Here is a 20766-nt window from a genome sequence, read left to right as displayed (position 1 = left end):
CGTCTCACGGCAGCCGCGTCTCCACCCACCGCGTCGCCGGAAGCCCCCGCGCCCCCGGCCGCGCGACCCACAGCCCGCCCGCGAACGGGTGCGCCGCCCGCTCGTCGGCCGAGAGGTCGCGTGACGCCGACGTGATCATCGCCACATCGAGCCCCTCGCCCGCGAAGGCGATGCTCGAGCAGTGCGGCGCGTCGATCCGGACGCCCTCGCCCTCGACGAGGCGCCCCTCGGAGTCGTAGACCCGCACGCCGGAGCCGCCCCAGATCGACACCCACAGACGACCGTCGGCGTCGACGGTCATCCCGTCGGCGAAGACCCCCTCCTCGAGCTCCACGAACGTCTCGCGCGCGCCATGCGACCCGTCGAAGTAGGGCCGGCGGAAGATGACGCCCGACTCGGTGTCGATCGAGTACATCACCGCACCGTCGGGAGACCAGCCGAGCCCGTTCGAGAGCCGCAGGTCGTGGTCGAGCACGGTCACCGAGCCGTCGTGCTCGAGGCGCAGCAGCACGTCGTCGCCCACCGACTCGCCGAGGGTGAGCGAGCCGACGACGAGCCGCCCCTGCGGGTCGATGGAGCCGTCGTTGAAGCGGTGCCCCTCGGGCAGCAGCTCGGAGCCGGTCGTCAGCGACCCGTCGACCTCGAGGATCGCGAGCCGCCGCGTCAGGGCGACGAGCACCCTCCCGTCGCCGATCGGCAGCGCGCAGCCCACCTGCTCGCCGACGTCCGACCGCGAGACCGCGCCGAGCCCCTCGGGAACGAGCGGAGCCGACAGCACCGCGCCCGCCTCGATGTCGACCCAGGTGAGGCGGCCGGTCGAGGCATCCCAGACGGGGCCTTCGCTGAGGACGTAGGAGGGGGTGCCCGCGGGCGTCGCGTCGATCATGGACTCAACCTAGCCAAGGCGCCCGGGCACCGTCCCGGGGGTGGACGCCGCCGGGGAGAACGCGGTGGAACCCCGGCTGTGGAGGAGCCGGCTCGAGCGCGACCGCGACCCGGAACGGACAGTTCTACACCCTCCGCACCCCACTCCGATAGCCCGACGATACGAATTCCCGCGCGGGTCTATCGTCGTGTCTCGCCGCGACCGGAGGGGCCTCCCGCAGAACGAACCGGGGCGACAGGAAGGCGTGCGCCATGTCGACCACCGACACCCCTCGGGGCCCCGTTCGGAGCCTCGTCCCCGCCCGCATCGACCGGCTCCCGTGGACGCGGTTCCACTGGTCGATCGTCGTCGGCCTCGGCTTCTCCTGGGTCCTCGACGGACTCGAGATCCAGATCGTCGCGAGCGCCGGCTTCGCGAAGGAGTTCGACCTCTCGGCCGCGCAGGTCGGCGTGCTGGGCACCGTCTACCTCGTCGGCCAGATCGCGGGCGCCCTGATCTTCGGCCGCCTCAGCGACAAGCTCGGACGCCGCAAGCTCTTCATCCTCACCCTCGTCATCTACCTGCTGGCGAGCGGCATCGCCGGCCTCTCGCCGAACTACGCGTTCCTCGCGGTGTTCCGCTTCTTCGCGGGCATGGGCATCGGCGGCGAGTACGCGGCGATCAACTCCGCGATCGACGAGCTGATCCCCGCCAAGTACCGCGGGCGCGTCGACATCGCGATCAACGGCACCTACTGGGGCGGCGCCGCTCTGGGCTCCGCGGCCAACCTGTTCTTCCTCAACGACGAGATCTTCGCCGAGAACGTCGGCTGGCGGCTCGGCTTCTTCCTCGGCCCGATCCTCGGACTCGCGATCATCTACCTCCGCCGGCACATCCCCGAGAGCCCGCGCTGGCTGATGACGCACGGCCGCGAGGAGGAGGCGGAGCGCACGGTCGACGAGATCGAGCGCCGCGTGCAGAACGAGGGCGGCGTCCTCGAGCCCGTCGACGACGCGAAGGCGATCACGGTGAAGGCCACCGAGAGCATCCCGTTCCGCACCATCGCGCGAGTGCTCATCCGGCAGTACCCGAAGCGGACGCTGGTGGGCGCCACGATGATGGTCACCCAGTCCTTCCTCTACAACGCCATCTTCTTCACCTACGCGCTGGTGCTCGAGAACTTCTACGACGTGGAGCAGAGCGCCGTCTCGTACTTCTTCTTCCCGTTCGCGATCGGCAACCTGATCGGCCCGCTGGTGCTCGGCCACCTGTTCGACGTGTGGGGCCGGCGCAAGATGATCTTCCTCACCTACGGCGTCTCGGGAGCGGTGCTGGCCCTGTCGGCCGTGCTGTTCAGCATGGACGTGCTGACCGCGACGACGCAGACGATCCTCTGGTGCGTCTCCTTCTTCTTCGCCTCAGCGGGCGCCTCGAGCGCCTACCTCACGGTGAGCGAGATCTTCCCGCTCGAGCTCCGCAGCCAGGCGATCTCGTACTTCTTCACCCTCGGCCAGATCGCCGGCGCGATCGCCCCCACGCTGTACGGCGTGCTGATCGGCGACGGCAGCGACCGCGGCCCGCTCACGATCGGCTACTTCGTCGGCGCCGCGGTGATGATCGTCGGCGGAGTCGTGGCGCTGGTCTTCGGCGTCGACGCCGAGCGCCGCAGCCTCGAGAGCATCACCGAGCCGCTGTCGACGGTCCGCGACGGCGACTGACGTGCAGAACGTCGGCCGGGAGTGCCGCTCAGCCGCGATCGTGTCCGACGGGCACTCCTGACCGACGTTCCGCATCGCACCGAGGGCGGGCGGCACCCGGCGCTCATCCGCCGAGCCGGACTCCCCTCGCCCAGGGTCACGTGCAGAACATCAGCCAGGAGCAGGGCCTCTCGCCTGACAGCCGCCAGACCCCCTCCTCAGCCGATGTTCCGCATCCCGTCCACACTGAGCGGCGCCCGGCGCGCGACCCGGACCGCTCCTAGCGGCCACCGTTGGGCACTTCCCGCTGCTCTGAGCTGCTCAGAGCAGCAGATCGTGTCCATCGGAGAGCCGCTGTGGTCCGATCCGTCGCGAACGACAGCCGCCAGACCCCTCCTCAGCCGATGCGGCTCAGAGCGCCCCGGGCGGCACCGGCGGCGCGTCCGGCACCTCGTCGACCGCGGTCCGCGGCCAGATGACGGTGGGCATCCGCTGCCGCTCGGTCAGCGCGAGCGCCTCGCGCACATGGCCGAGCACGTGCGCGGCGAACCCCGCATCGGCTGCGCCCGGCGGGTCGAACGCGTCGAGGAGGTCGCGGAGCACGCGCTCAGGAGGGACGGGGAGCTGTTCGGGTTCGTTCACGTCGACCACTGCCGATCCGGAGGTGGGTCTCGCGCCGGGGTCCAGGGCACGCCGCGAGTGGAGAGAGGGTCGACGCCGCGGCGCCGGATCGAGCGGGGACTCCCGTCCCCGCCGTCGCACCGGGTGCGGACTCGACATGGTCGTCGTCGGCACCCTGTCATCCATCGTGCAAGGCTCCCCGCTGGCGCCCCTTCCTGGGAGTGGGTTGACAGCGCTCCAGCGGGCCTCGGTCAGCGCAGCCCGCCCAGCACCGCCTCCAGCTCGTCGACCGCGAAGTCGATCTCGTCCTCGGTGACGACCAGCGGAGGAGCGAGCCGGATCGTGGATCCGTGCGTGTCCTTCGCCAGAACGCCCCGCGCCATCAGCGCCTCGCAGACCTCCCGGCCCGAGGCGAGCGCCGGGTCGATGTCGATCCCGGCCCAGAGTCCCGCGCCGCGGACCGCGACGACGCCGCGGCCGATCAGCCCGGTCAGGCGCGCGTGGAGCTGCGCGCCGCGGGCGACGGCGAGCGCCTGGTACTCGCCCGTGGCGAGCATCCCGACGACCGCGAGGCCGACGGCGGCGGCGAGCGGGTTGCCTCCGAAGGTCGAGCCGTGCTGACCCGGCTGCAGCACGCCGAGCACGTCGGCGTTCGCGACCACGGCCGAGACGGGCACGATGCCGCCGCCGAGCGCCTTGCCCAGCAGGTACACGTCGGGCACGACGCCGACCAGGTCGCAGGCGAACGTCGCGCCGGTGCGGCCCAGGCCCGACTGGATCTCGTCAGCGATGAAGAGGACGTTGCGGCGCGAGGTGATCTCGCGCACCGCGGGGAGGTAGTCGGCCGGCGGAACGACGATGCCCGCCTCGCCCTGGATCGGCTCGATCAGCACGGCGACGGTGTCCTCATCGATCGCGGCCTCGAGCGCCGCCGCGTCGCCGAACGGCACCGTGCGGAACCCCGGCGTGAACGGCGCGAAGCCGTCGCGCGCCTCCGCGTCGTCGCTGAACGAGATGATCGTCGTCGTGCGCCCGTGGAAGTTGCCCGCGGCGACGATGATGTTCGCGCGTCCCGGCGTCACTCCCTTCACCCGGTAGCCCCAGGCGCGCGCGACCTTGATGCCCGATTCCACGGCCTCGGCGCCCGTGTTCATCGGCAGCACCATGTCCTTGCCGGCGAGCGCCGCGAGCGCGGTGACGAACGGGCCGAGCCGGTCGTTGTGGAACGCGCGGCTGGTGAGGGTGACGCGGTCGAGCTGCTCGCGGGCCGCGGCGAGGAGCACCGGGTGCGAGTGGCCGAAGTTCACGGCGGAGTAGGCGGCCAGGCAGTCGAGGTAGCGGCGGCCCTCGACGTCGGTGATCCACGCGCCCTCGCCGGTCGCGGCGACGACGGGCAGCGGGTGGTAGTTGTGGGCGGCGTGCGCCTCCTCCTCCGCGATCAGGGCGGCGGAGGCGGTGGTCGTGTCCAGGATGCTCATGTCGGTCCTCTCGTGATCGCGGATCAGCGGCGCAGCTCGAGGGTGCAGCACTTCACGCCGCCGCCGCCGAGCAGCAGCTCGGACAGGTCGACGCCGATCGGCTCGTAGCCGCGCTCGCGCAGCTGGCGCTCGAAGCCGGTGGCGCGCGAGGCGATGACCACGTGCAGTCCGTCCGAGAACGAATTGAGGCCCAGCACGGAGGCGTCCTCCTCCGACACCAGGATCGCGTCGGGGTAGAGGCGCTGCAGCGTGCGATTGCCCTCGTCGCTGAACGCGCTGGGCAGGTAGGCGATGGTGGAGTCGTCGAGCACGGCGATCGCCGTGTCGAGGTGGTAGAACGACGGATTCACGAGCTCGAGGGTCACCACCTCGCGGCCGAAGACCCGCGCCACCTCGGCGTGCGAGTCCGAGGCGGAGCGGAAGCCGGTGCCCGCGAGGATGCGCTCGCCGACCAGGAGGAAGTCGCCCTCGCCCTCGTTGACCTCCTCGGGGACGCGCACGTCGAAGCCGGCGCCGCGGAACCAGTCCATGTAGGCGGGGCCCTCGGGCTGGCGCTCCGGGTAGGTGAAGGAGGCGCCGTAGGCGATGCCGTCGATCACGAAGCCGCCGTTCGCGGCGTAGACCATGTCGGGCAGGCCCGGCTCGGAGTCGATCAGCTGCACGTCGAAGCCGAGGCCGACGTAGGTGTCGTGGAGGGTCTGCCACTGGCGCACGGCCAGCGCGGTGTCGGTCGGGACCTGCGGGTCCATCCACGGGTTGATGCGGTAGACGACGGTGAAGTGCTCGGGGCGGCACATCAGGACCGTCTTGGCGACGGGGGTGCGGGTCGTGGCGCCGGGTCGGGCGGCGGTGTCGGTCGTGTCGGTGGTGTCGGTGGGAAGCACGGCGGTGTCGGTCATTCGAGTCCTCCTGCGAAAGGCTGCGGATGAGCGGACCGGGTCCAGTGGCGCCGGGTCCCGCGGAGGATCATCGCGGAGTGGCGCACGCTCGGCCCCAGTCTCGCACGCGCGGATCCTGCGATGTCTTCCACTGGCCGCACGGTATCGGCGGAGAAGCGTGGCTCGACGCGTGATCCTTGCGCGTCGGCCGCCCGCCGGCGCGACCAGCTCGGATCCTCCACCCCTCCCTTTCGGGGGAAGGCGACGACCTCCCGACGCCCCCTCCGGTACCGACCCGATCACTAGTCTTCAGTCATCGCATCCGTCGCGGTCCTCCGCGGATCCTCTCGAAAGACTCGCCGTGCACACACCTCGTCGCCGCCTGCTCCCTCTCTCCTGCGTCGGCGTCGCCGCCGTGCTGCTCGCCGGCCTCGCCGCCGGACCCGCGGCCTCGGCCGAGCCGCTCGCGCCGGTGTCGCCCGCGGCTCCGGCCGACAGCTCCCGCGACCTCGCCTCCCTCGTCGCCGGCTCCGCAGAGCGCGAGGGCGCCGTTCCGCTCTCCCCCGCGAAGACGCAGCGTCAGACTGTCGACGCCACCGCGGCCGCCGACGAGGTCGTGCTCTCGGGCCGCATCGTCCTGTCCGGCGCCGACGACGCGAATCCCGCACCGACCGGCGACGCCTACTTCCTGCGCATCGAGGACGACCGCGGCGGCATCGTGGCCGAGGTCACGACCGCCGCCGACTTCAGCGTCTCGCTGCCCGCCGGCACGAACTACTACCTCCAGGCGTCGGTGCCCGGCAGCACCGCCTGGTACCCCACCTGGTTCGGCGACACCCCGATCGGAGTGGAGGCCGACGCGCTCGCCGAGGACCGCGACGACCTCGTGATCACCCTGCCCCGCACGGCCGCGGCGAGCGGCGGAGTCTTCACTCCCGCCGGCGCGGCCGACCCCACCTCGTGGGTCGTCCAGGCCTACTGGTTCGAGGAGGACGCCGGAACGCTGTACCCGTTCGACGAGACGGCCACGAGCAGCGCTCCGAACACCTGGGCCGACTGGTCCCTGTCGGGCGAGGACGCGCTCCCCCTCGGCGAGTACGTGTTCCGCGTCACCCAGCCGGGCTACCCCGCCTTCGACGACCAGTACTTCTCGAACCTCCCCTACGTGCAGCCGAAGGCGATCACGACGCTGCCTGCTGCCGGACTCACCGGCGTCGACTTCCGCCCGACCGGCTTCGCGACCGAGACCGACCGCGTCTTCGGCTCCGACCGCTACGCGACCTCCGCGGCGACGACGCAGCTGGCCTTCGGCGACGACGGCACCCTCCCGGTGCTCTACATCGCCAGCGGCGAGAAGTGGCCGGATGCGCTCAGCGCCGGACCGGCGGCCTCCGTCCAGGGCGGAGCACTCCTGCTCACCGACCCGAACCGCGTTCCCGCGGTGATCACGGCCGAGATCGAGCGCCTGAACCCCGAGCGGATCGTCGTGGTCGGCAGCTCGCTCTCCGTCAGCGACCAGGTCTTCCAGACGCTCCAGCGCACCTCCGGAGCCGACGTCGAGCGCATCGCCGGCACCGACCGCTACGACACGAGCCGCAAGATCGTCGCGGACGCGTTCGGCGACGACTCCTACGGCATCGTGTTCCTCGCCACCGGATCCAACTTCCCCGACGCCCTGTCCGTCGCTCCGATCGCCGGCCGCCTCGGCCAGCCGGTGCTGCTCGTCGACGGAGCGAAGTCCGCGCTCGACGCGCCGACCCGCACCGCGATCGACCGCCTGCAGCCCGACCTCGGCGAGCTGCTCGGCGGAACCCCGTCGATCTCCGCCGGTGTGGAGGGAGACCTCGCCACCTCGGGTCTCGTGACCGAGGTCGGCCGCGTCGCGGGCGTCGACCGCCACGACACGAGCCGCCAGCTCAACGACCGGTACCCCTCGAACGAGCTCAACGACACCGCGTTCCTCGCGACCGCCACCGGCTTCGCCGACGCGCTCTCGATCGGCGCCGTCGCCGCGGCCTACGGCGCCCCGCTGTACCTCAGCGAGCCGAACTGCGTGCCGTACGCGACCCGCGTCGCGCTGCAGGCGAACGAGCTCGACTACGTGCTGCTGCTCGGCGGACCGACCACGCTGCAGCCGGCGATCGACTCCCTCGCCGTCTGCTGATCCGCCTGCTGATCCGTCCCCCGCGAACGCCCCGTCCCTCCGCCTCCGCGCGGTCGGGCGGGGCGTTCCGCCGTCCCGCGTCGGCCCACTACTGTCGGAGGGCCGACGTCGGACACACACTCCCGGAGACTCCATGAGCACCCTCAGCGCACGCCCTCTCCTCGTCGGGATCGAGACCGGGGGCACCAAGGTCGTCGCCGCCGTCGCCGCGGTCGACGAGCCGGAGCGCCTCCTCGCGACGACCACGCTGCCCACCCGCGGCCCGGTCGAGACGCTCGCCGACATCGCCGCGTTCGTCCGCGGCCACGGAGTCGACGGCACCGTCGCGGCGGTCGGCGTCGCCTCGTTCGGGCCGCTCGACGTCGATCCCCAGTCGCCCACCTACGGGCACCTGACCTCGACGCCCAAGATCGGCTGGGAGGGCGTCGACGTGCTCGGCCCGATCGGAGCGGCGGCCCCCGGCGCGCGGACCGCTCTCGTCACCGACGTGAACGGCGCCGCCCTCGGCGAGTCGCGCTGGGGTGCCGCCGTCGGCGAGAGCGACGTCGTCTACCTCACGGCCGGCACCGGAGTCGGCGGCGGACTGCTCGCCGGCGGTCGCCTGCTCGCCGGCAGCGGTTGGCCCGAGGTCGCGCACCTCCTCCCCCGCCGCCACCCGGAGGACACGTTCGCCGGGACCTGCCCGTTCCACGGCGACTGCCTGGAGGGGCTCGTCGCCGGGCCCGCCATCAGCGCCCGCTGGGGCGTCGACGGCTCGAGCCTGGGCCCGGAGGACGCCGCGGCGAACCTCCGCTTCAGCTCCTTCTACCTCGCCCAGCTCGTGGCGACGCTCGCGTACGTCGCGGGAGTGCGCCTCGCGATCCTCGGCGGCGGCGTCTCGAAGACGCCCGGCCTCCTCGCGGCGGTCGAGTCGGAGGTGGAGCGGCTGATGGGCGCACCGGGCGCGACGGGGACGGCGGCGGGGCGCATCCGGATCGTGCGACCCGGTCTGGGCGACGAGTCGGGCGTGCGCGGAGCGGTGTCGCTCGCGCAGTCGCTGCTCTGAGGCGTCAGCCGCGCATCGCTCCGAGTCGTCAGCCGAGCAGCTCGGCGATCAGGCGCTCCACGCGGCCGCGGATGTCGTCGCGGATCGGGCGCACCTGCTCGAGCGGGAGTCCGGCCGGATCGGCGAGCTCCCAGTCCTCGTAGCGCTTGCCGGGGAAGATCGGGCAGACGTCGCCGCAGCCCATGGTGATGACGACGTCCGACTCGCGCACCTGTTCGGTGGTCATGAGCTGCGGGACCTCGTGCGAGATGTCGATCCCCTCCTCCGCCATCGCGGCGACCGCGACGGCGTTGATGCTCGCGCCCGGCTCGGACCCGCCGGAGCGGACCTGGACGCGGCCCCCGGACAGGCTGGTCAGGTAGCCGGCGGCCATCTGCGATCGGCCGGCGTTGTGGATGCAGACGAACAGGACGGCGGGGGTGTCGCTCACGGGGGTCTCCTCGGGGGGGTGGGGATCGGCCCGACGAGTATGGCGCGTTCCGGTGAACGGCGGCGCTACCCTCCTGTCCATGACAGGACAGGACGCCGACGAGCGCACGGAGCCGGATACAGGCCGCGACGAGACCCCCGAGGAGCGCTCGGACCGCAACTGGAACGAGATCCTGCAGGAGCTGCGGGTCGTGCAGACCGGCACCCAGATCCTCGGCGGCTTCCTGCTGACGCTCTGCTTCCAGCAGCGCTTCACCGAGCTCGCGCCGATGGACGTGGCGCTGTACCTCGTGCTCGTGTTCCTGGCGGCCACGGTGACGGTGCTGGCGCTGGCGCCGGTGGTCGTGCACCGGCTGCTGTTCGCGCGCGGCCGCAAGGCCGAGCTGGTGCGGTTCGGCAACCGGATCGTGCTGACCTGCCTCGCGGCGGGGTCGCTCCTGTTCGTGGGCGTCGTGACGTTCGTGTTCGACTTCGTGCTGACTCCGACGGCCGGGCTGATCGCGGGCGGGGCGGTGCTGCTGATCATCGCGGCGGTGTGGACGAGTGCGCCGGTGATCCTGCGGAGGCGGGCGCGCGGCTGAGGCTGCCGGTGCCGCAGGCCCCGCTACCGGCCGCTGCCGCTGCCGCTGCCGCTGCCGCTGCCGCTGCCGCGCGAGGATGCCAGCCCGTCGCGGTCGCCGTCAACCGGCTTCAGCGCGAGCGGCCCCGCTCCCTACCGTGAGGGTGCGGCATCCGGCCGCCCGAGAGGAGATCCAGCATGAGCGCGACCGACGGACCCCAGGACAACCCGCAGAACCACGACACGGTGGACGACGCCGGAGTCGACAAGCCCTCGCAGGCCGAGGGCGACGACGCGCAGATCGGCAACGGACAGGGCGGCGACGCGCAGTCGACCGCCGAGGACGTGACGACCGCCGTCGACGACGACGATCTCGACGCCGGCGTCAGCGAGCCGACGGACTGAGCGTGATCCCCGCGCTCGGCGGTCTCGACAGCACGGCGGCCGTCCTCGCCGACGGCTACCTCTTCGGCACCAGGCGCTTCGCGCGGGTCGACGCCGACGCCTTCCGCACACGGATCCTCGGCAGACCCGTCGTGGTGGCCCGGGGCATCGAGGCGGCCCGCTTCTTCTACGAGGGCGGCCGCTTCGACCGGGCGGGCGCCCTGCCGGGCTCCGTCCTGCACCTCCTGCAGGACGAGGGCAGCGTGCAGACCCTCGAGGACGAGCAGCACCGCCGTCGCAAACGGCTCTTCCTCTCCCTCGTCGAGACCGCCGACGAGCGCTCGCGCCTCGTCAGCGCGTTCGCCCTCGAATGGCAGCGCTCGGCAGCGCGCTTCGCCGGAACCCCCGTGCCGCTGCAGGACGTGGCGGCCGAGGTGCTCGGGCGGGCGGTCCTCGCCTGGGCCGGCATCGCGCTGGGCGAGGAGGAGGCGCAGCAGCGCTCCGACGAGCTCCGCAGCATGGTCGACAACGCCGGGCGCTTCGGCCCGCCGAACTGGGCCGCCCGCCTGCGCCGTCGGCGCACCGAGCACTGGGCGCAGAGCCTGATCGAGGCGAGCCGCGCCGCCGGCATGCCGCCCGAGGAGGGCGCCGCGTCGATCGTCGACCGCATCGCGCACGCCGAGGAGGACGGCGCCGTGCTGCCGACCGAGGTCGCCGCGGTGGAGCTGCTCAACCTGCTCCGCCCCACGGTAGCCGTCGGTCGCTTCATCGTCTTCGCCGCGCTGGCGCTGCACGAGCACCCGGAGTGGCGCGACCGGCTCGAGCAGCCCGAGGAGCGCGCCGCCTTCGCGAACGAGGTCCGCCGCTTCTTCCCGTTCTTCCCGATGGTCGGCGGGCGCGCGCGGACGGGACTGCCCTTCCGAGGCGAGACGCTGCCCGCGGGCCAGTGGTTCCTCCTGGACCTGTACGCGACCGACCACGCGGTCGCGCACTGGGACGCCCCAGAGACTTTCGACCCGTCGCGCTTCCTCGCCCCCGTCGACCGCAACGGCTTCATCGCCCAGGGCGGCGGCCACTACGGCGACGGCCACCGCTGCCCGGGCGAGCCCGCCACCGTCGACCTCCTGGCGGAGGCACTCGAGCTGCTCACGACCGGGCACCCGTACGACGTGGCCCCGGGCCAGGACTTCTCGATCAGCCTCCGCTCGTTCCCGACGGAGCCGGCCGACGGGTTCGTGGTGACGTTCCGGGCGTAATGCGGCGGGCTCGGTGCGGTTGCGGACGGTCGAAGCCGTTCGTCGTCCCAATCATGACTGGCGCGGTGACGCCGAGACGGCGAACGAGTAGCGATTCACCTCACAGAGGAGGAGGAGGCGGCTTGGCCGCGTGCAACTGCACGTCCTGAGCTGCAGGGAAGAGTGTGTAGCTGAGGCGCGTCGAGTTCACCGTCGCGGGTCACGCCCGCGCCAGGGATCGCTCCGTGATCAGGATCCCGCGAGTGCGGAACGCGCGGGGCTGTCCCGATCGGCCTCCTCGCGGAAGATACTCGGCACGGCCGGGTTCCAGGAATGCACGCGCAGCGTCGGATCGAGAACCCACGAGAGCACCCTCCACTCGTCACGCTCGGCGAGGATCCGGGTCCTCTCTTTCAAGAGATTGCCGATAATGAAGGTTATGTCAGATCAGGCGTCGCGTATCCCTCTTGCGCCTCTCGCTAACACCGCCTTCGGCTCGGCTATAGACCTGCACTGAACGTCACCGGTACTCGCGCCCGCTGCGCTGGAATACTTGGTTATCGTCGGCGTGCAGGAGAGGCGGATGCTTAAGCATCCATAGATTCCGGGCGACAGAGCCACGAGGACGCGAAAAAAGGGACGAGGAGCTCGATCCGAGGATACGGGAGGGCTACTACCGATGCCGCGATGGGAATGGTAACGGTGCCTGCTGAGAGAATCGGTTGCAGCCTGGTTTGAACTGATATCGGCTGTGCCGGCATGCGGCGCGTAGGAGCCGACGGAAGGATAGATGCGACTGAGTTCCTCAGGTGCTTTGCAGGCGCGTTTGACCGTGCGGGGTGAGATGGATTGATGCCGACGGGATCCGGGATGGCACATTCTCTCCCGTACGGGGGCTTTCGGTAGCCTGCGCCGTCGGGAAGAGTCGGGCGGCGGCGTCTTCGAGTGCGTCTCAGAATCGAGGGCATTCGATGCCACGTCCCCCTGCGCGTCACGTTCGCCGCCGTTCGAGGCGCGTCACCTCCCTCCTTGCCGTGGGGGTCATCCTCGGCTCGAGCCTCGCGGCGATTTCGCCAGCATTCGCACAGGCCGCACCGACTGTGTCCGAGCCGTGCCCGTTGATCACGCGGGACGTGGTCCCGGCGTCGGGGGACGACCTCGGCGCTGTGATTGAAGATGATGCGGCGGCCGAGGTCGGCGACTCGATCTTCTCGGACCTCAGCGGGACGCTCGTGAAGGGCCTCGTCTCGGGAGCCCTCGGCAAGATCGGTGGGGACGCTGTCGGCTGGATCCTGGACAGCCTCACCGGTCCTGCTGGGCCGACTCCGGTCGAGCAGGAGGAGCTCGACGACCTCGCGAACATCCAGTCGTCGATCACCCAGGTGACCCAGGAGATCACTGCGCTCAATTCGACGATCCAGGCGGACGAGCAGGCCCTGAAGAACCAGGCCGAGCAGAACTCGAAGTACGCGACTTACGTGACGCGCGCGACCGCAGCGAACACCGCGCTCGGAAAGGTCCTCACGGACATCCAGAACGTGTGCCAGATCTCGGCTGCACAGACCGCGGCCGCCCGGGCCACCGGTACCACCGGGGCTCTGGACCTCCCCCAGAAGGCCCAGTTGCAGGAGATCGTCACGAACGGCCAGGGTCGTCTGAACGACCTCGACACCGCGCTGGCGGGAACGCCGACCGATCCCGGCGTCTTCGCCGCTTACCGCGACGTCCTCTGGGCGTCGAAGGCGAGCGGATCGTTCACCCCCTCGGGCACGATCCTCTCTGCCGAGCTCGCGAACTCGATGCAGTCGCAGGCCGCCTTCTACGCGGGGGTCGCGACGTTGCACCTCCAGGCGTTCACCGAGGCGGTCCACGCGCCCGAGAGCGGTGCGACCTCAGCCGAGCTGCAGTTCTACTACGAGGACAGCTGGGTACCGGCGGTACAGAGATGGTCGCACCAGGCCAGCTCGAATCTGCCGACACTCCCCGCCGGCACCAGCGCCGACCTCAGTCCCGGCGCCTCACCCGATCAAGGCTCCGAGACGGAGAGCGGCACCATCCGGCTGTGGACGACTGAGCCGACGGTGCTCGCCGGAACGGATCAGGACCGTTACTGCATGTACCCCAGCACCTGCTACGCCCCGGTCTGGGCGGCCGACGACAACAGCGACATCATGCTGCGCGCCTCCGTCGTGCCCGCTGTCGCCCCGCTCCGCGACGCCCTGGCGGTGCCGCAGAAGGAGCTCCCCGGGTGGCGCATCCCGACCGAGGACGATTTCGACTCGCTCGTCGCTACGAGGGAGTCGGTCATCGATAACCCGTCTTCCGGCGTGGTCGTCCCCCGCGTCGCCGATGGCGTCGGGGCTTGGGCGGCTGTCGAGGATGTCCCGGCCCTGAAGGCGCAGTCGATCACGGTCCCGTCGGGGACCTTTGACACCGTTCTGCCGGTCGTGGTCGATTCCCCGTTCTCCGAGGTGCTCGTCTTCAACGGCTCCCCCTACAGCGAGCCGGAGCAAAGAACAGCGGGCGACAACGTGCAGGGAATCTTCACGGCCCCCGATCAGAAGTTGGGCGGACAGCTGATGCTCGTGCAAGATCTCCCCGTGGCACCGCCGCAGACTCCTCCGTTCCCGGAGTCGACGACACCGGCACCTGACTCGGTCTCGACGGGCACGCCGTCACCGGATCCCTCGTATCCGACACGCGACGAGTCGGACGAGCCGGCCACCGCGGCCGGCGACGCGGTGAGCTTCCCGACTCCCAGCGCATGCGCTCCTGACGGGAACCGATTCACCCAGCCGACCGGGTACAACGCTGTTTCCGTGAGCGTCTCCGGTGGCTCGGGCGGAACCGCCTTCTATTCCGGCAGTCAGGACACTGTCGGGGCTGTGAACATTCCTGGTGGCAGCGGTGGGTCCGTGAGCGCGGTCATCCCGGTCGTTGCAGGCACACAGCTCTACATCGGAGTCGGCGGCAGAGGCGAGAGCCTTGTGACTGACGGTGAATCCCCCGATCTCGATTCCGGCGCCGGCCAGGGCGGGGTGGGCAATGGAGGCAACGGCGGATCAAGCACTTACGACGACAAGCCGAACGGCGGCGCCCCCGGAGGGGGCGGATTATCGGTGATCGCACTCGATGAGTACTGCCAGCTCCCCCTCGTCGTCGGCGGCGGCGGCGGAGGCGCGGGGCCCGGCGGAGCCTCGAACACATTGTCAGCAGGCGGGAACTCCTGCATCACCACGGGCTGCGACGGAGGCACGGGGAACAAGTCGGACGTCGGGGTTCCCAGCGATTACTTCAACTACCCGAACCCGGGTGGGGGCACCCTCGCCGGAGGCGGCGCAGGCACTGCCGCGAACGGCGATGCCGGCAACTTCCTCATCGGAGGCTTCGGCGCGACTCCCCCCGGCCAGCGCGGCGACGGGCCGGGAGGCGGAGGCGGCGCGGGCTTCTTTGGCGGCGGCGGCGGTGGCGCCGGGCTCAAGACGCAGACCGCCGGCGGTGGAGCTGGAGGATCCAGCTTCGTGGTCGAGGGAGCGTTGAGCTCTTCGTTCACGCTCGCATCGCCCGTCGGGCTGGTCTCGGACGGTTCCGTGACGATCACGCCGGTCGTCGCGTCGGATTTCTCGATGTCGTACCAGCTCCCCGCCCCCGACTCGGACACCTCCTACACCGTGAGGCACGACTACGCCGACCCTCAAGCCGTCATAGCGCTGCCGACCGAGACGACGGCGCCGCAGTACAGCTCGTCCATCGCCTGGGCGGCGCTGACACAGCCCTTCGACGGCACGCAATCCGACCCGTTCGGAGTCCACCTCGTAGACACCGCCTCCGGATCGTGCGCCACCGCGACGGAGACCGATCATGTCGTGCTGACCACGTGCTCGGACGGCACCGATGATCCCGCCCAGCGGTGGTCGGCCGTCTCTGCATCGGGGGTCACCGATCCGGATCTGGGTTACCTCGATTACCGATCAGCGACGGGAGTGAGTTTCACGACAGCGGTGGACGGACCGACCCCGGGTGTCCTCCTCGTCAGGACTGAGCCGGCGCCCCCATTGACCGACGCTGTCGGCGAGACGCCGGAGCGCCCCACTCCGACCCCCACCACCCCCAGGTGGGGGATCGACCGCGACGATGTCGCGAAGTACCTGCGGGGCAAGGCGGCTGAGCACCCCGGAATCTTCGGAGAGATCCGGTCGCGCCTCGACGCCTTCCTGCGGTAGCGGGGCCCGGCTACAGGGCAGGCTCCACGCGGTCTCTGCAGATATCGCGTGGAGCCGCCCGACGGCCGAGGCCCAGATGGTGACACTTAAGCGTCAGACCACCCCGCGTCGACGCGCGCGATGCGAAGACCGATACCGCCCCGACCGAACCTCGAGGAGAAGGTCTCCGGCGCCACCCGCATCGACCGACAGGAGGTTCCGCAAAACACCCCCGTACACATGGCGTGCATTTGAAGTACACCTCCACGCAACACCAGTGATACCCGGCGACGTACATCGCAATAGGGTCACTCCTCCCCCCTTTCGCTACACATCTGCGTCAGGGTCTAGGAGTGACGCAGCGGACGCAGACCGTCGGCTACGTCCGAGTCAGCACGACCGACCAGAACCTCGATCGGCAGATCGAGGCGATCGGCGCCGTCGACCGGATCTTCGAAGGGAATGTCTCCGGCGCTACCCGCACCGATCGGCCCGACCTGGCGGACTGCATCCGCTACGTCCGAGACGGCGACCTCGCCCGCATCGCCTAGATGGACCGACTTGCGCGCTCGCTTCGAGATCTCCGCGACGTCGTCGACGAGATCGTCGCGAAGGGCGCCCCCGTCGAGTTCATCAAGGAAAAGCAGACCCACGGACCCGGCGGCGACGACGCGCTCGGACAGATGATGCTGCACCTGCACGGCGTGATCGCCGACTTCGAGCGCTCCCTCGTCCGCGAGCGGCAAGCCGAGGGCATCCGCAACGCGAAAGCCGTGGGGAGTACACGGGCCGGCAACGCCGGCTCGACGCCGACCAGGTCGCTGCAGCTCGAGCGGACGTCGCCGCCGCGGGCATCCCGAAGCAGCGGTGGCTCGCAAGCTCGGCGTCGACCGCTCGACTCTTTATCGAGCGCTGGCACTCCCCCAGCCAGACGAGCTCGCCGCGACCGAGGTCTAGAGCGGCGTCAGAACGCCTGCTTGTCGACCCCCTCCGGAGCTGTGTTGAACGGGTGTGCCCACTGCAGTCCGGCGGCGACCGTGCCGGCCAAGCTCTCAAGGCCGGTATCGAAGTAGCAGTATGCGTGAGTCGTCTCGATCTGCTGGTGCGGCGGCATCACCACGAGGCGCCAATTGAACAGCATCTTCCAGACCTCGACCGTGAAAGTCTCCGTTTCCTGCAGCCGAAAGCCGTTTTCCGTCTACACGATCCGTTCCCGCGACGTCGACCTCCGAGCGCATCGAGAACGATCGGCGTGAGCGCATCGTCACGGTTTCGGTCATCGTCGGGCTGCAGTGCAGCGGCAGAACCGTGAAGCCTGCCGATCGAGAAGTCAGTCGCCGTCCAGCGCGTCCAGCTCCCGCAGCGCCTCCCGCGCACGCGCAAGCCGCGCCTCCTCCGGCTCGTCCCACCACGCCGGCCCGCGCTCGCCGAGCCCGTGCTTCGCCAGCCCCACCCGAATGCGCGCAGCCGCCACCGCGTCCTCATCCCCGGCACGCTTCCCCGACCGAACTCCCGAGCGCCCCCTCCCCAGATGCGAGGTCAGCGCAGCGACCAGGTCAGAAGGCAGGATCGGATCCGTACGCCGCCAGCGCCGCCCGCCGACGACCAGCCAGCGCTCGTCGTCTTCCTCAGTCACGCCCGTCACTCCGCTCAAGCCCGAGTCAGCGCCGCGACACCAGCCCCGAGAGCGCGGCGAACGCCCGCTCCGGACCGGTCGTGCCGGTGAGTTCCTCCGCCAGCGCGTCGAGTCGCTCCCTCGCCGGTCCGCCCAGCGCGAGCATCCGCGCGGCCGCCTCGGCAAGAGCCGACGCAGGCGCAACGTTCGGATCGAGCACCTCCGCGACCCCCGCATCCTCCAGCGCCGCCGCCCCGGCGAACTGATCCGTCGAGAACGGCAGCACCACCAGCGGCACCCCCGCGGTCATCGACTCCGTGACGCTGTTGTTCCCGCCGTGCGTCACAGCGAGCGCGGCGCGGCCCAGCAGCGTCACCTGCGGGAGGAAGCCGCGGACGAGCCACGACGACGGGACGTCGCCGAGGGCCGCGCGGTCCGTCGCTCCGGAGGCGAGGGCGACCCGCACCGGGCGGCCGTCGACCGAGACCGTGGCGAGGGCGGCGGCGACGCGGGCGAGCACGTCGTCGCGCACCGAGAGGAAGCTGCCGAAGCTGACGTAGACGACCGGGTCGTCCGAGGCGGCCAGCCACTCCTCGACCTCCGCGTCGACGGGCTCGGAGCGGACCGCCGAGCCCAGGAACGCGTGCGGCGGCAGCTGGGCGGTGCGGGCCGGGTCGTGCAGCTCGCCGGGGTAGTTCAGCAGCAGCACGTCGCCGGACTCGGCGAACGCGTCCTGGCTGGCGGGGGCGGCGGAGTCGAGCGAGGCGAGGGCGGCGTTCCACTCGGCGGTGAACGAGTCGCGGACCTCGTCGCAGAGGGCGCGCAGGGCGGCCAGGTCGTCCGGGTCCGGGGCGAAGGCGTCGGGCCAGACGGGTGGGAAGCCGTAGACCTCGCCGGGCACCGTGAGGGCGCTGGGGTGCCCGAGCACGACGTCGCCGTAGGGCACGCCGAGCGCGCGCAGGGCGACGCGGGCGGTGAAGGCGAGGTGGTCCACGACGATCGCATCGGGCTGCACCTCGTCGAGGATCTCGCGCAGCCGGGCCGCGACTCCGGCCGGGTCCCACAGCAGGTCGGTCAGCCGCTCGCGCGCCTGGTAGGCGAGGGTCGGGACCATGCCCCGGCGGGTCGCCGCGAAGAAGCCGCGGAGCGACTCCCCCTCGTCGGGAGCCTGCTCCTCGGCCCGGATCGTGCCGGGGTTCGAGCCGCGGCCGAGCCGCAGCGCTGTGTGCTCGAAGCCGAAGTCGTCGACGATGGCGCGGGTCGCGTCGCCCGTGGCCACCACTACGCGCTCGCCGGCCGCGCGCCAGGCGGTACCGAGCGTCGCGAGCGGGAGCAGGTGGGAGGCGTAGTCGGGGCTGACGATCAGCAGGGTCATGACGCTCCGAGCACGAGGTCCGAGCGCAGCGGCCGCTCCTGGTCGGCGGTCGCGTGCGCGTAGACGCCGGCGAGGGCGCGCGCCATGGCCTCGATCGTGTACCGCTCGGCGACCATCGCGCGGCCGCGCTCGGCGGCGTGCTCGGCGAGGGGGCCCGCGGCGAGCTCGAGGGCCGACGTCGCGGCTCCGGCGAGCGCCGTCGCGTCCGCGGTGTCGATCAGGAAGCCGGTCACGCCGTCCTCGACGTAGGTCACCGGGCCGCCGGTCGCGGGGGCGACCACGACGAGGCCCGCGGCGAGCGCCTCGAGCAGGGCGATGCCGAACTCCTCCTTGACGCTCGCGCAGACGTACGCACCTCCGGGGGCGGCGAGCCCGGGGCGGCCGTGCCGCACCGCGCCGAGCCAGCGCGCCACGGTGCCGTTCGGGCGGTGACCGGCGAGCAGCAGTCCGTCCTCCGCGCCTCCCGCGGCGCGGATGCGGTCGAGCTGCTCGCGCTCGTCGGGGCTCGGGTCGGCGAGGTCGCCGCCCACGAGCACGAGGTTCGCGCGGCTCCTCAGGGCCGAGTCGCCCGCCCACGCCTCGGCGAGCGCCGCCATGCCCTTCACCCGGTGCAGCCGGCCGACGCTGAGCAGCAGGGGCAGGTCGCGCCGGTCGTGGGGCAGGGCCGCGAGCAGGTCGTCCAGGGCCGAGAGGTCGTCGCCGACGTCGATCGCGACCTCCTCCCCTGCCGCGGAGGCGCGGGCGGCCTGCTCGCCGCGCTCCACCAGGCGCACGTCGATTCCCTCCGGGACGATCGTGTGCCGCTCCGGATGCGCGGTGATGTCGATCCCGATCAGCTCGCGCATGCTCTGCGCCAGGTCGGCGCGGGGGAAGAGCACGGTGTGCGCGGCGTCGGCGGCGAGGCGCTGCACGAGTCGCACGCGGAACCAGAAGTGCTCGGCGGAGTCGCGGTCGCCGAAGTCGGCGCGCGAGAGGGTCCCCGCGGCGTCGAGGCCGGCGATGAGGGCGTGCGGGTCGGGAGCGACGGTGAAGACGACCGGGATCTCGAGCTCGCGGGCGACTGCGGCGGCGGCGAGCGACCCGACGTCGGCCATGCGCAGGTGCAGCACGTCGACCCGGCCCGCCGCGCGCAAAATGCGGCGGATGCCGCGCTCGGCGGCGATCCGGCGGGGCCAGGCCTCGGGCATCGGGACGGCCGGGCCTGCGAAGGGCACCGGAGCGAACCCGTGGCCGGCCGAGGGCAGGTCGGCGAGAGCGCGCTCCGCCTCCGCGGGAGTGCCGCGCGAGAGGGTCAGGACGCGCTCGATCCCGTCCTCTCCCCCGAGGGCGTCGCCGAGGCGGACGAGCAGCGTGGCGATGCCACCGTTGTCGCCGGCGCCGACCCGGGTCAGGGTGCCGTCGATGTCGGCGTGCAGGAAGAGCTGCGCGACCGTGGGGCCGGCGTCTGCGACCGGAGCCGGTGCGTGGTCGAGCAGGGCGACGCGGGCGATCGAGCCCAGCGGTCCCTCCACGGCGACGAGGCGCGAGAGCAGCAGCTCGGCGTCGTCCGAGCGGCGCTCGCCCAGCGCGTCGATCGCGGCGGCCCGGGCGTCGAACCCCTCCGCCTCGTCGGCGGCGAGCTCGAGCAGGGTGCGCTCGGCGATCGGGCCCGGCACCAGGCCGAGCGTCTCGACGAACCGGGAGCGGGCGCCGGGATCGCGCTCGCCGATCAGGGCTCCCTCGAGGGCGAGCGAGAGCGGCTCCGGAGTCGAGGAGCCCCAGAGCAGCAGCGTGCGCTGCGCGAGCATGCCGACGAATCCGCCCGCACCGACCATCCGCAGGAGCGGGCCGATCGCGCTCGGCCTGGGCAGCCGACCGCCGAACGCCCAGGCGGCGTGCTCGCGGATGAAGGCCCGCTCGTCGGCGAGCAGGCGGAGGAGGGCGAGGTCCGCCTCCTCGTCGAAGACCTGCGCCAGGGAGTGCACGGCGGCGATGGCGGTCAGCTGGTCCGACGGATCGAGGGCGGCGCGGGTGAGCAGGCGCACGGCGCGTCCGCCTCCGTCGCTCACGGCCGCGATGGTGAGCTCGTCAGCGGCGCGGACGGCCTCGAGCAGGGTCGGTGCGCCGCGCACGGCATCGAGAACGGTCTGGGTGGCCACGGTTCACCTGGTCTCGTCGGTACGGATGGAGCAGCGCGCCCACTCCGGGAGTCCTTCGGAGCCGTCGGGCTCCCGGGATCG

At 71.7% G+C, this 20766-nt stretch carries 16 protein-coding genes and 1 pseudogene; 8 read left to right on the top strand and 9 right to left on the bottom strand.

Annotated elements, in window-relative coordinates:
• Positions 1 to 4 precede the first annotated feature (4 nt).
• Complete coding sequence (locus LRG51_RS18535) at positions 5 to 886, bottom strand: SMP-30/gluconolactonase/LRE family protein (protein ID WP_230674145.1); 882 nt, start codon at positions 884 to 886, stop codon at positions 5 to 7.
• Positions 887 to 1137: 251 nt separating this feature from the next.
• On the opposite strand from LRG51_RS18535, the gene LRG51_RS18530 reads away from it, so the two are divergent.
• Positions 1138 to 2583 (top strand): MFS transporter, encoded by a 1446-nt coding sequence (locus LRG51_RS18530; RefSeq protein WP_230674144.1) that lies wholly within the window; start codon positions 1138 to 1140, stop codon positions 2581 to 2583.
• 390 nt (positions 2584 to 2973) lie between these two features.
• Here LRG51_RS18530 and LRG51_RS18525 read toward each other — a convergent pair whose 3' ends face one another.
• The 3 genes from LRG51_RS18525 to ddaH form a co-directional block, all read right to left on the bottom strand.
• Positions 2974 to 3204 carry a hypothetical protein gene (locus LRG51_RS18525; protein WP_157603100.1) on the bottom strand — a complete coding sequence of 77 codons (231 nt, stop codon included), beginning with the start codon at positions 3202 to 3204 and terminating at the stop codon, positions 2974 to 2976.
• A gap of 230 nt (positions 3205 to 3434) precedes the next feature.
• Positions 3435 to 4661 (bottom strand): ornithine--oxo-acid transaminase, encoded by a 1227-nt coding sequence (gene rocD, locus LRG51_RS18520; RefSeq protein ID WP_230674143.1) that lies wholly within the window; start codon positions 4659 to 4661, stop codon positions 3435 to 3437.
• A 23-nt stretch (positions 4662 to 4684) separates the two neighbouring features.
• Complete coding sequence (gene ddaH / locus LRG51_RS18515) at positions 4685 to 5560, bottom strand: dimethylargininase (protein WP_442966675.1); 876 nt, start codon at positions 5558 to 5560, stop codon at positions 4685 to 4687.
• A 340-nt stretch (positions 5561 to 5900) separates the two neighbouring features.
• Here ddaH and LRG51_RS18510 point away from each other — a divergent pair, with 340 nt between their 5' ends.
• Together LRG51_RS18510 and LRG51_RS18505 are read left to right on the top strand one after the other, a co-directional pair.
• Positions 5901 to 7703, top strand: a complete 1803-nt coding sequence (locus tag LRG51_RS18510) for a cell wall-binding repeat-containing protein (protein ID WP_230674142.1) — start codon at positions 5901 to 5903, stop codon at positions 7701 to 7703.
• Positions 7704 to 7836: 133 nt separating this feature from the next.
• A complete protein-coding gene (locus tag LRG51_RS18505; RefSeq protein ID WP_230674141.1) occupies positions 7837 to 8748 on the top strand; it encodes an ROK family protein in 912 nt (303 codons plus the stop codon).
• A 28-nt stretch (positions 8749 to 8776) separates the two neighbouring features.
• Here the strand turns inward: LRG51_RS18505 and LRG51_RS18500 are convergent, their stop codons facing one another.
• Positions 8777 to 9178 carry an arsenate reductase ArsC gene (locus LRG51_RS18500; RefSeq protein WP_230674140.1) on the bottom strand — a complete coding sequence of 134 codons (402 nt, stop codon included), beginning with the start codon at positions 9176 to 9178 and terminating at the stop codon, positions 8777 to 8779.
• Positions 9179 to 9257: 79 nt separating this feature from the next.
• Here LRG51_RS18500 and LRG51_RS18495 point away from each other — a divergent pair, with 79 nt between their 5' ends.
• From LRG51_RS18495 to LRG51_RS18475, 5 genes and pseudogenes are all read left to right on the top strand, one after another.
• Positions 9258 to 9758 carry a DUF6328 family protein gene (locus tag LRG51_RS18495; RefSeq protein ID WP_230674139.1) on the top strand — a complete coding sequence of 167 codons (501 nt, stop codon included), beginning with the start codon at positions 9258 to 9260 and terminating at the stop codon, positions 9756 to 9758.
• A gap of 176 nt (positions 9759 to 9934) precedes the next feature.
• Entirely contained in the window at positions 9935 to 10141 is a 207-nt protein-coding gene (locus tag LRG51_RS18490; RefSeq protein WP_056868425.1) for a hypothetical protein, read from the top strand.
• 2 nt (positions 10142 to 10143) lie between these two features.
• Positions 10144 to 11376, top strand: a complete 1233-nt coding sequence (locus LRG51_RS18485) for a cytochrome P450 (RefSeq protein ID WP_230674138.1) — start codon at positions 10144 to 10146, stop codon at positions 11374 to 11376.
• A 1145-nt stretch (positions 11377 to 12521) separates the two neighbouring features.
• Positions 12522 to 15578, top strand: coding sequence for a glycine-rich protein (locus LRG51_RS18480; protein ID WP_230674137.1), 3057 nt, complete (start codon positions 12522 to 12524; stop codon positions 15576 to 15578).
• 332 nt (positions 15579 to 15910) lie between these two features.
• Positions 15911 to 16276 (top strand): annotated as a pseudogene (locus tag LRG51_RS18475) (recombinase family protein); the annotation flags it as partial.
• 245 nt (positions 16277 to 16521) lie between these two features.
• Here the strand turns inward: LRG51_RS18475 and LRG51_RS18470 are convergent.
• The 4 genes from LRG51_RS18470 to LRG51_RS18455 form a co-directional block, all read right to left on the bottom strand.
• Positions 16522 to 16698, bottom strand: coding sequence for a hypothetical protein (locus LRG51_RS18470; protein WP_230674212.1), 177 nt, complete (start codon positions 16696 to 16698; stop codon positions 16522 to 16524).
• 189 nt (positions 16699 to 16887) lie between these two features.
• On the bottom strand, positions 16888 to 17193 hold the full coding sequence (locus LRG51_RS18465; protein WP_230674136.1) for a biopolymer transporter Tol: 306 nt from the start codon (positions 17191 to 17193) through the stop codon (positions 16888 to 16890).
• A 25-nt stretch (positions 17194 to 17218) separates the two neighbouring features.
• Complete coding sequence (locus tag LRG51_RS18460) at positions 17219 to 18547, bottom strand: glycosyltransferase (protein WP_230674135.1); 1329 nt, start codon at positions 18545 to 18547, stop codon at positions 17219 to 17221.
• A complete protein-coding gene (locus LRG51_RS18455) occupies positions 18544 to 20685 on the bottom strand; it encodes a glycosyltransferase (protein WP_055789333.1) in 2142 nt (713 codons plus the stop codon). Before LRG51_RS18455 ends, LRG51_RS18460 begins: the two co-directional genes overlap by 4 nt.
• Positions 20686 to 20766: the final 81 nt, after the last annotated feature.

Origin of the sequence: Rathayibacter sp. Leaf248 (genome assembly GCF_920939495.1) — a bacterium.
In the GTDB taxonomy this organism is placed as follows: Bacteria; Actinomycetota; Actinomycetes; order Actinomycetales; family Microbacteriaceae; genus Rathayibacter; species Rathayibacter caricis.
Note: the sequence above shows the minus strand (reverse complement) of the source record. Positions and strands in the feature narration are given on the sequence as shown.

Coding starts and splice junctions, on each gene's coding strand:
- LRG51_RS18490 (WP_056868425.1), top strand. CDS start 9,935: ATGAGCGCGACCGACGGACCCCAGGACAACCCGCAGAACCACGACACG.
- LRG51_RS18470 (WP_230674212.1), bottom strand. CDS start 16,698: ATGCTGTTCAATTGGCGCCTCGTGGTGATGCCGCCGCACCAGCAGATC.
- ddaH (WP_442966675.1), bottom strand. CDS start 5,560: ATGACCGACACCGCCGTGCTTCCCACCGACACCACCGACACGACCGAC.
- LRG51_RS18535 (WP_230674145.1), bottom strand. CDS start 886: ATGATCGACGCGACGCCCGCGGGCACCCCCTCCTACGTCCTCAGCGAA.
- LRG51_RS18460 (WP_230674135.1), bottom strand. CDS start 18,547: ATGACCCTGCTGATCGTCAGCCCCGACTACGCCTCCCACCTGCTCCCG.
- rocD (WP_230674143.1), bottom strand. CDS start 4,661: ATGAGCATCCTGGACACGACCACCGCCTCCGCCGCCCTGATCGCGGAG.
- LRG51_RS18505 (WP_230674141.1), top strand. CDS start 7,837: ATGAGCACCCTCAGCGCACGCCCTCTCCTCGTCGGGATCGAGACCGGG.
- LRG51_RS18495 (WP_230674139.1), top strand. CDS start 9,258: ATGACAGGACAGGACGCCGACGAGCGCACGGAGCCGGATACAGGCCGC.
- LRG51_RS18530 (WP_230674144.1), top strand. CDS start 1,138: ATGTCGACCACCGACACCCCTCGGGGCCCCGTTCGGAGCCTCGTCCCC.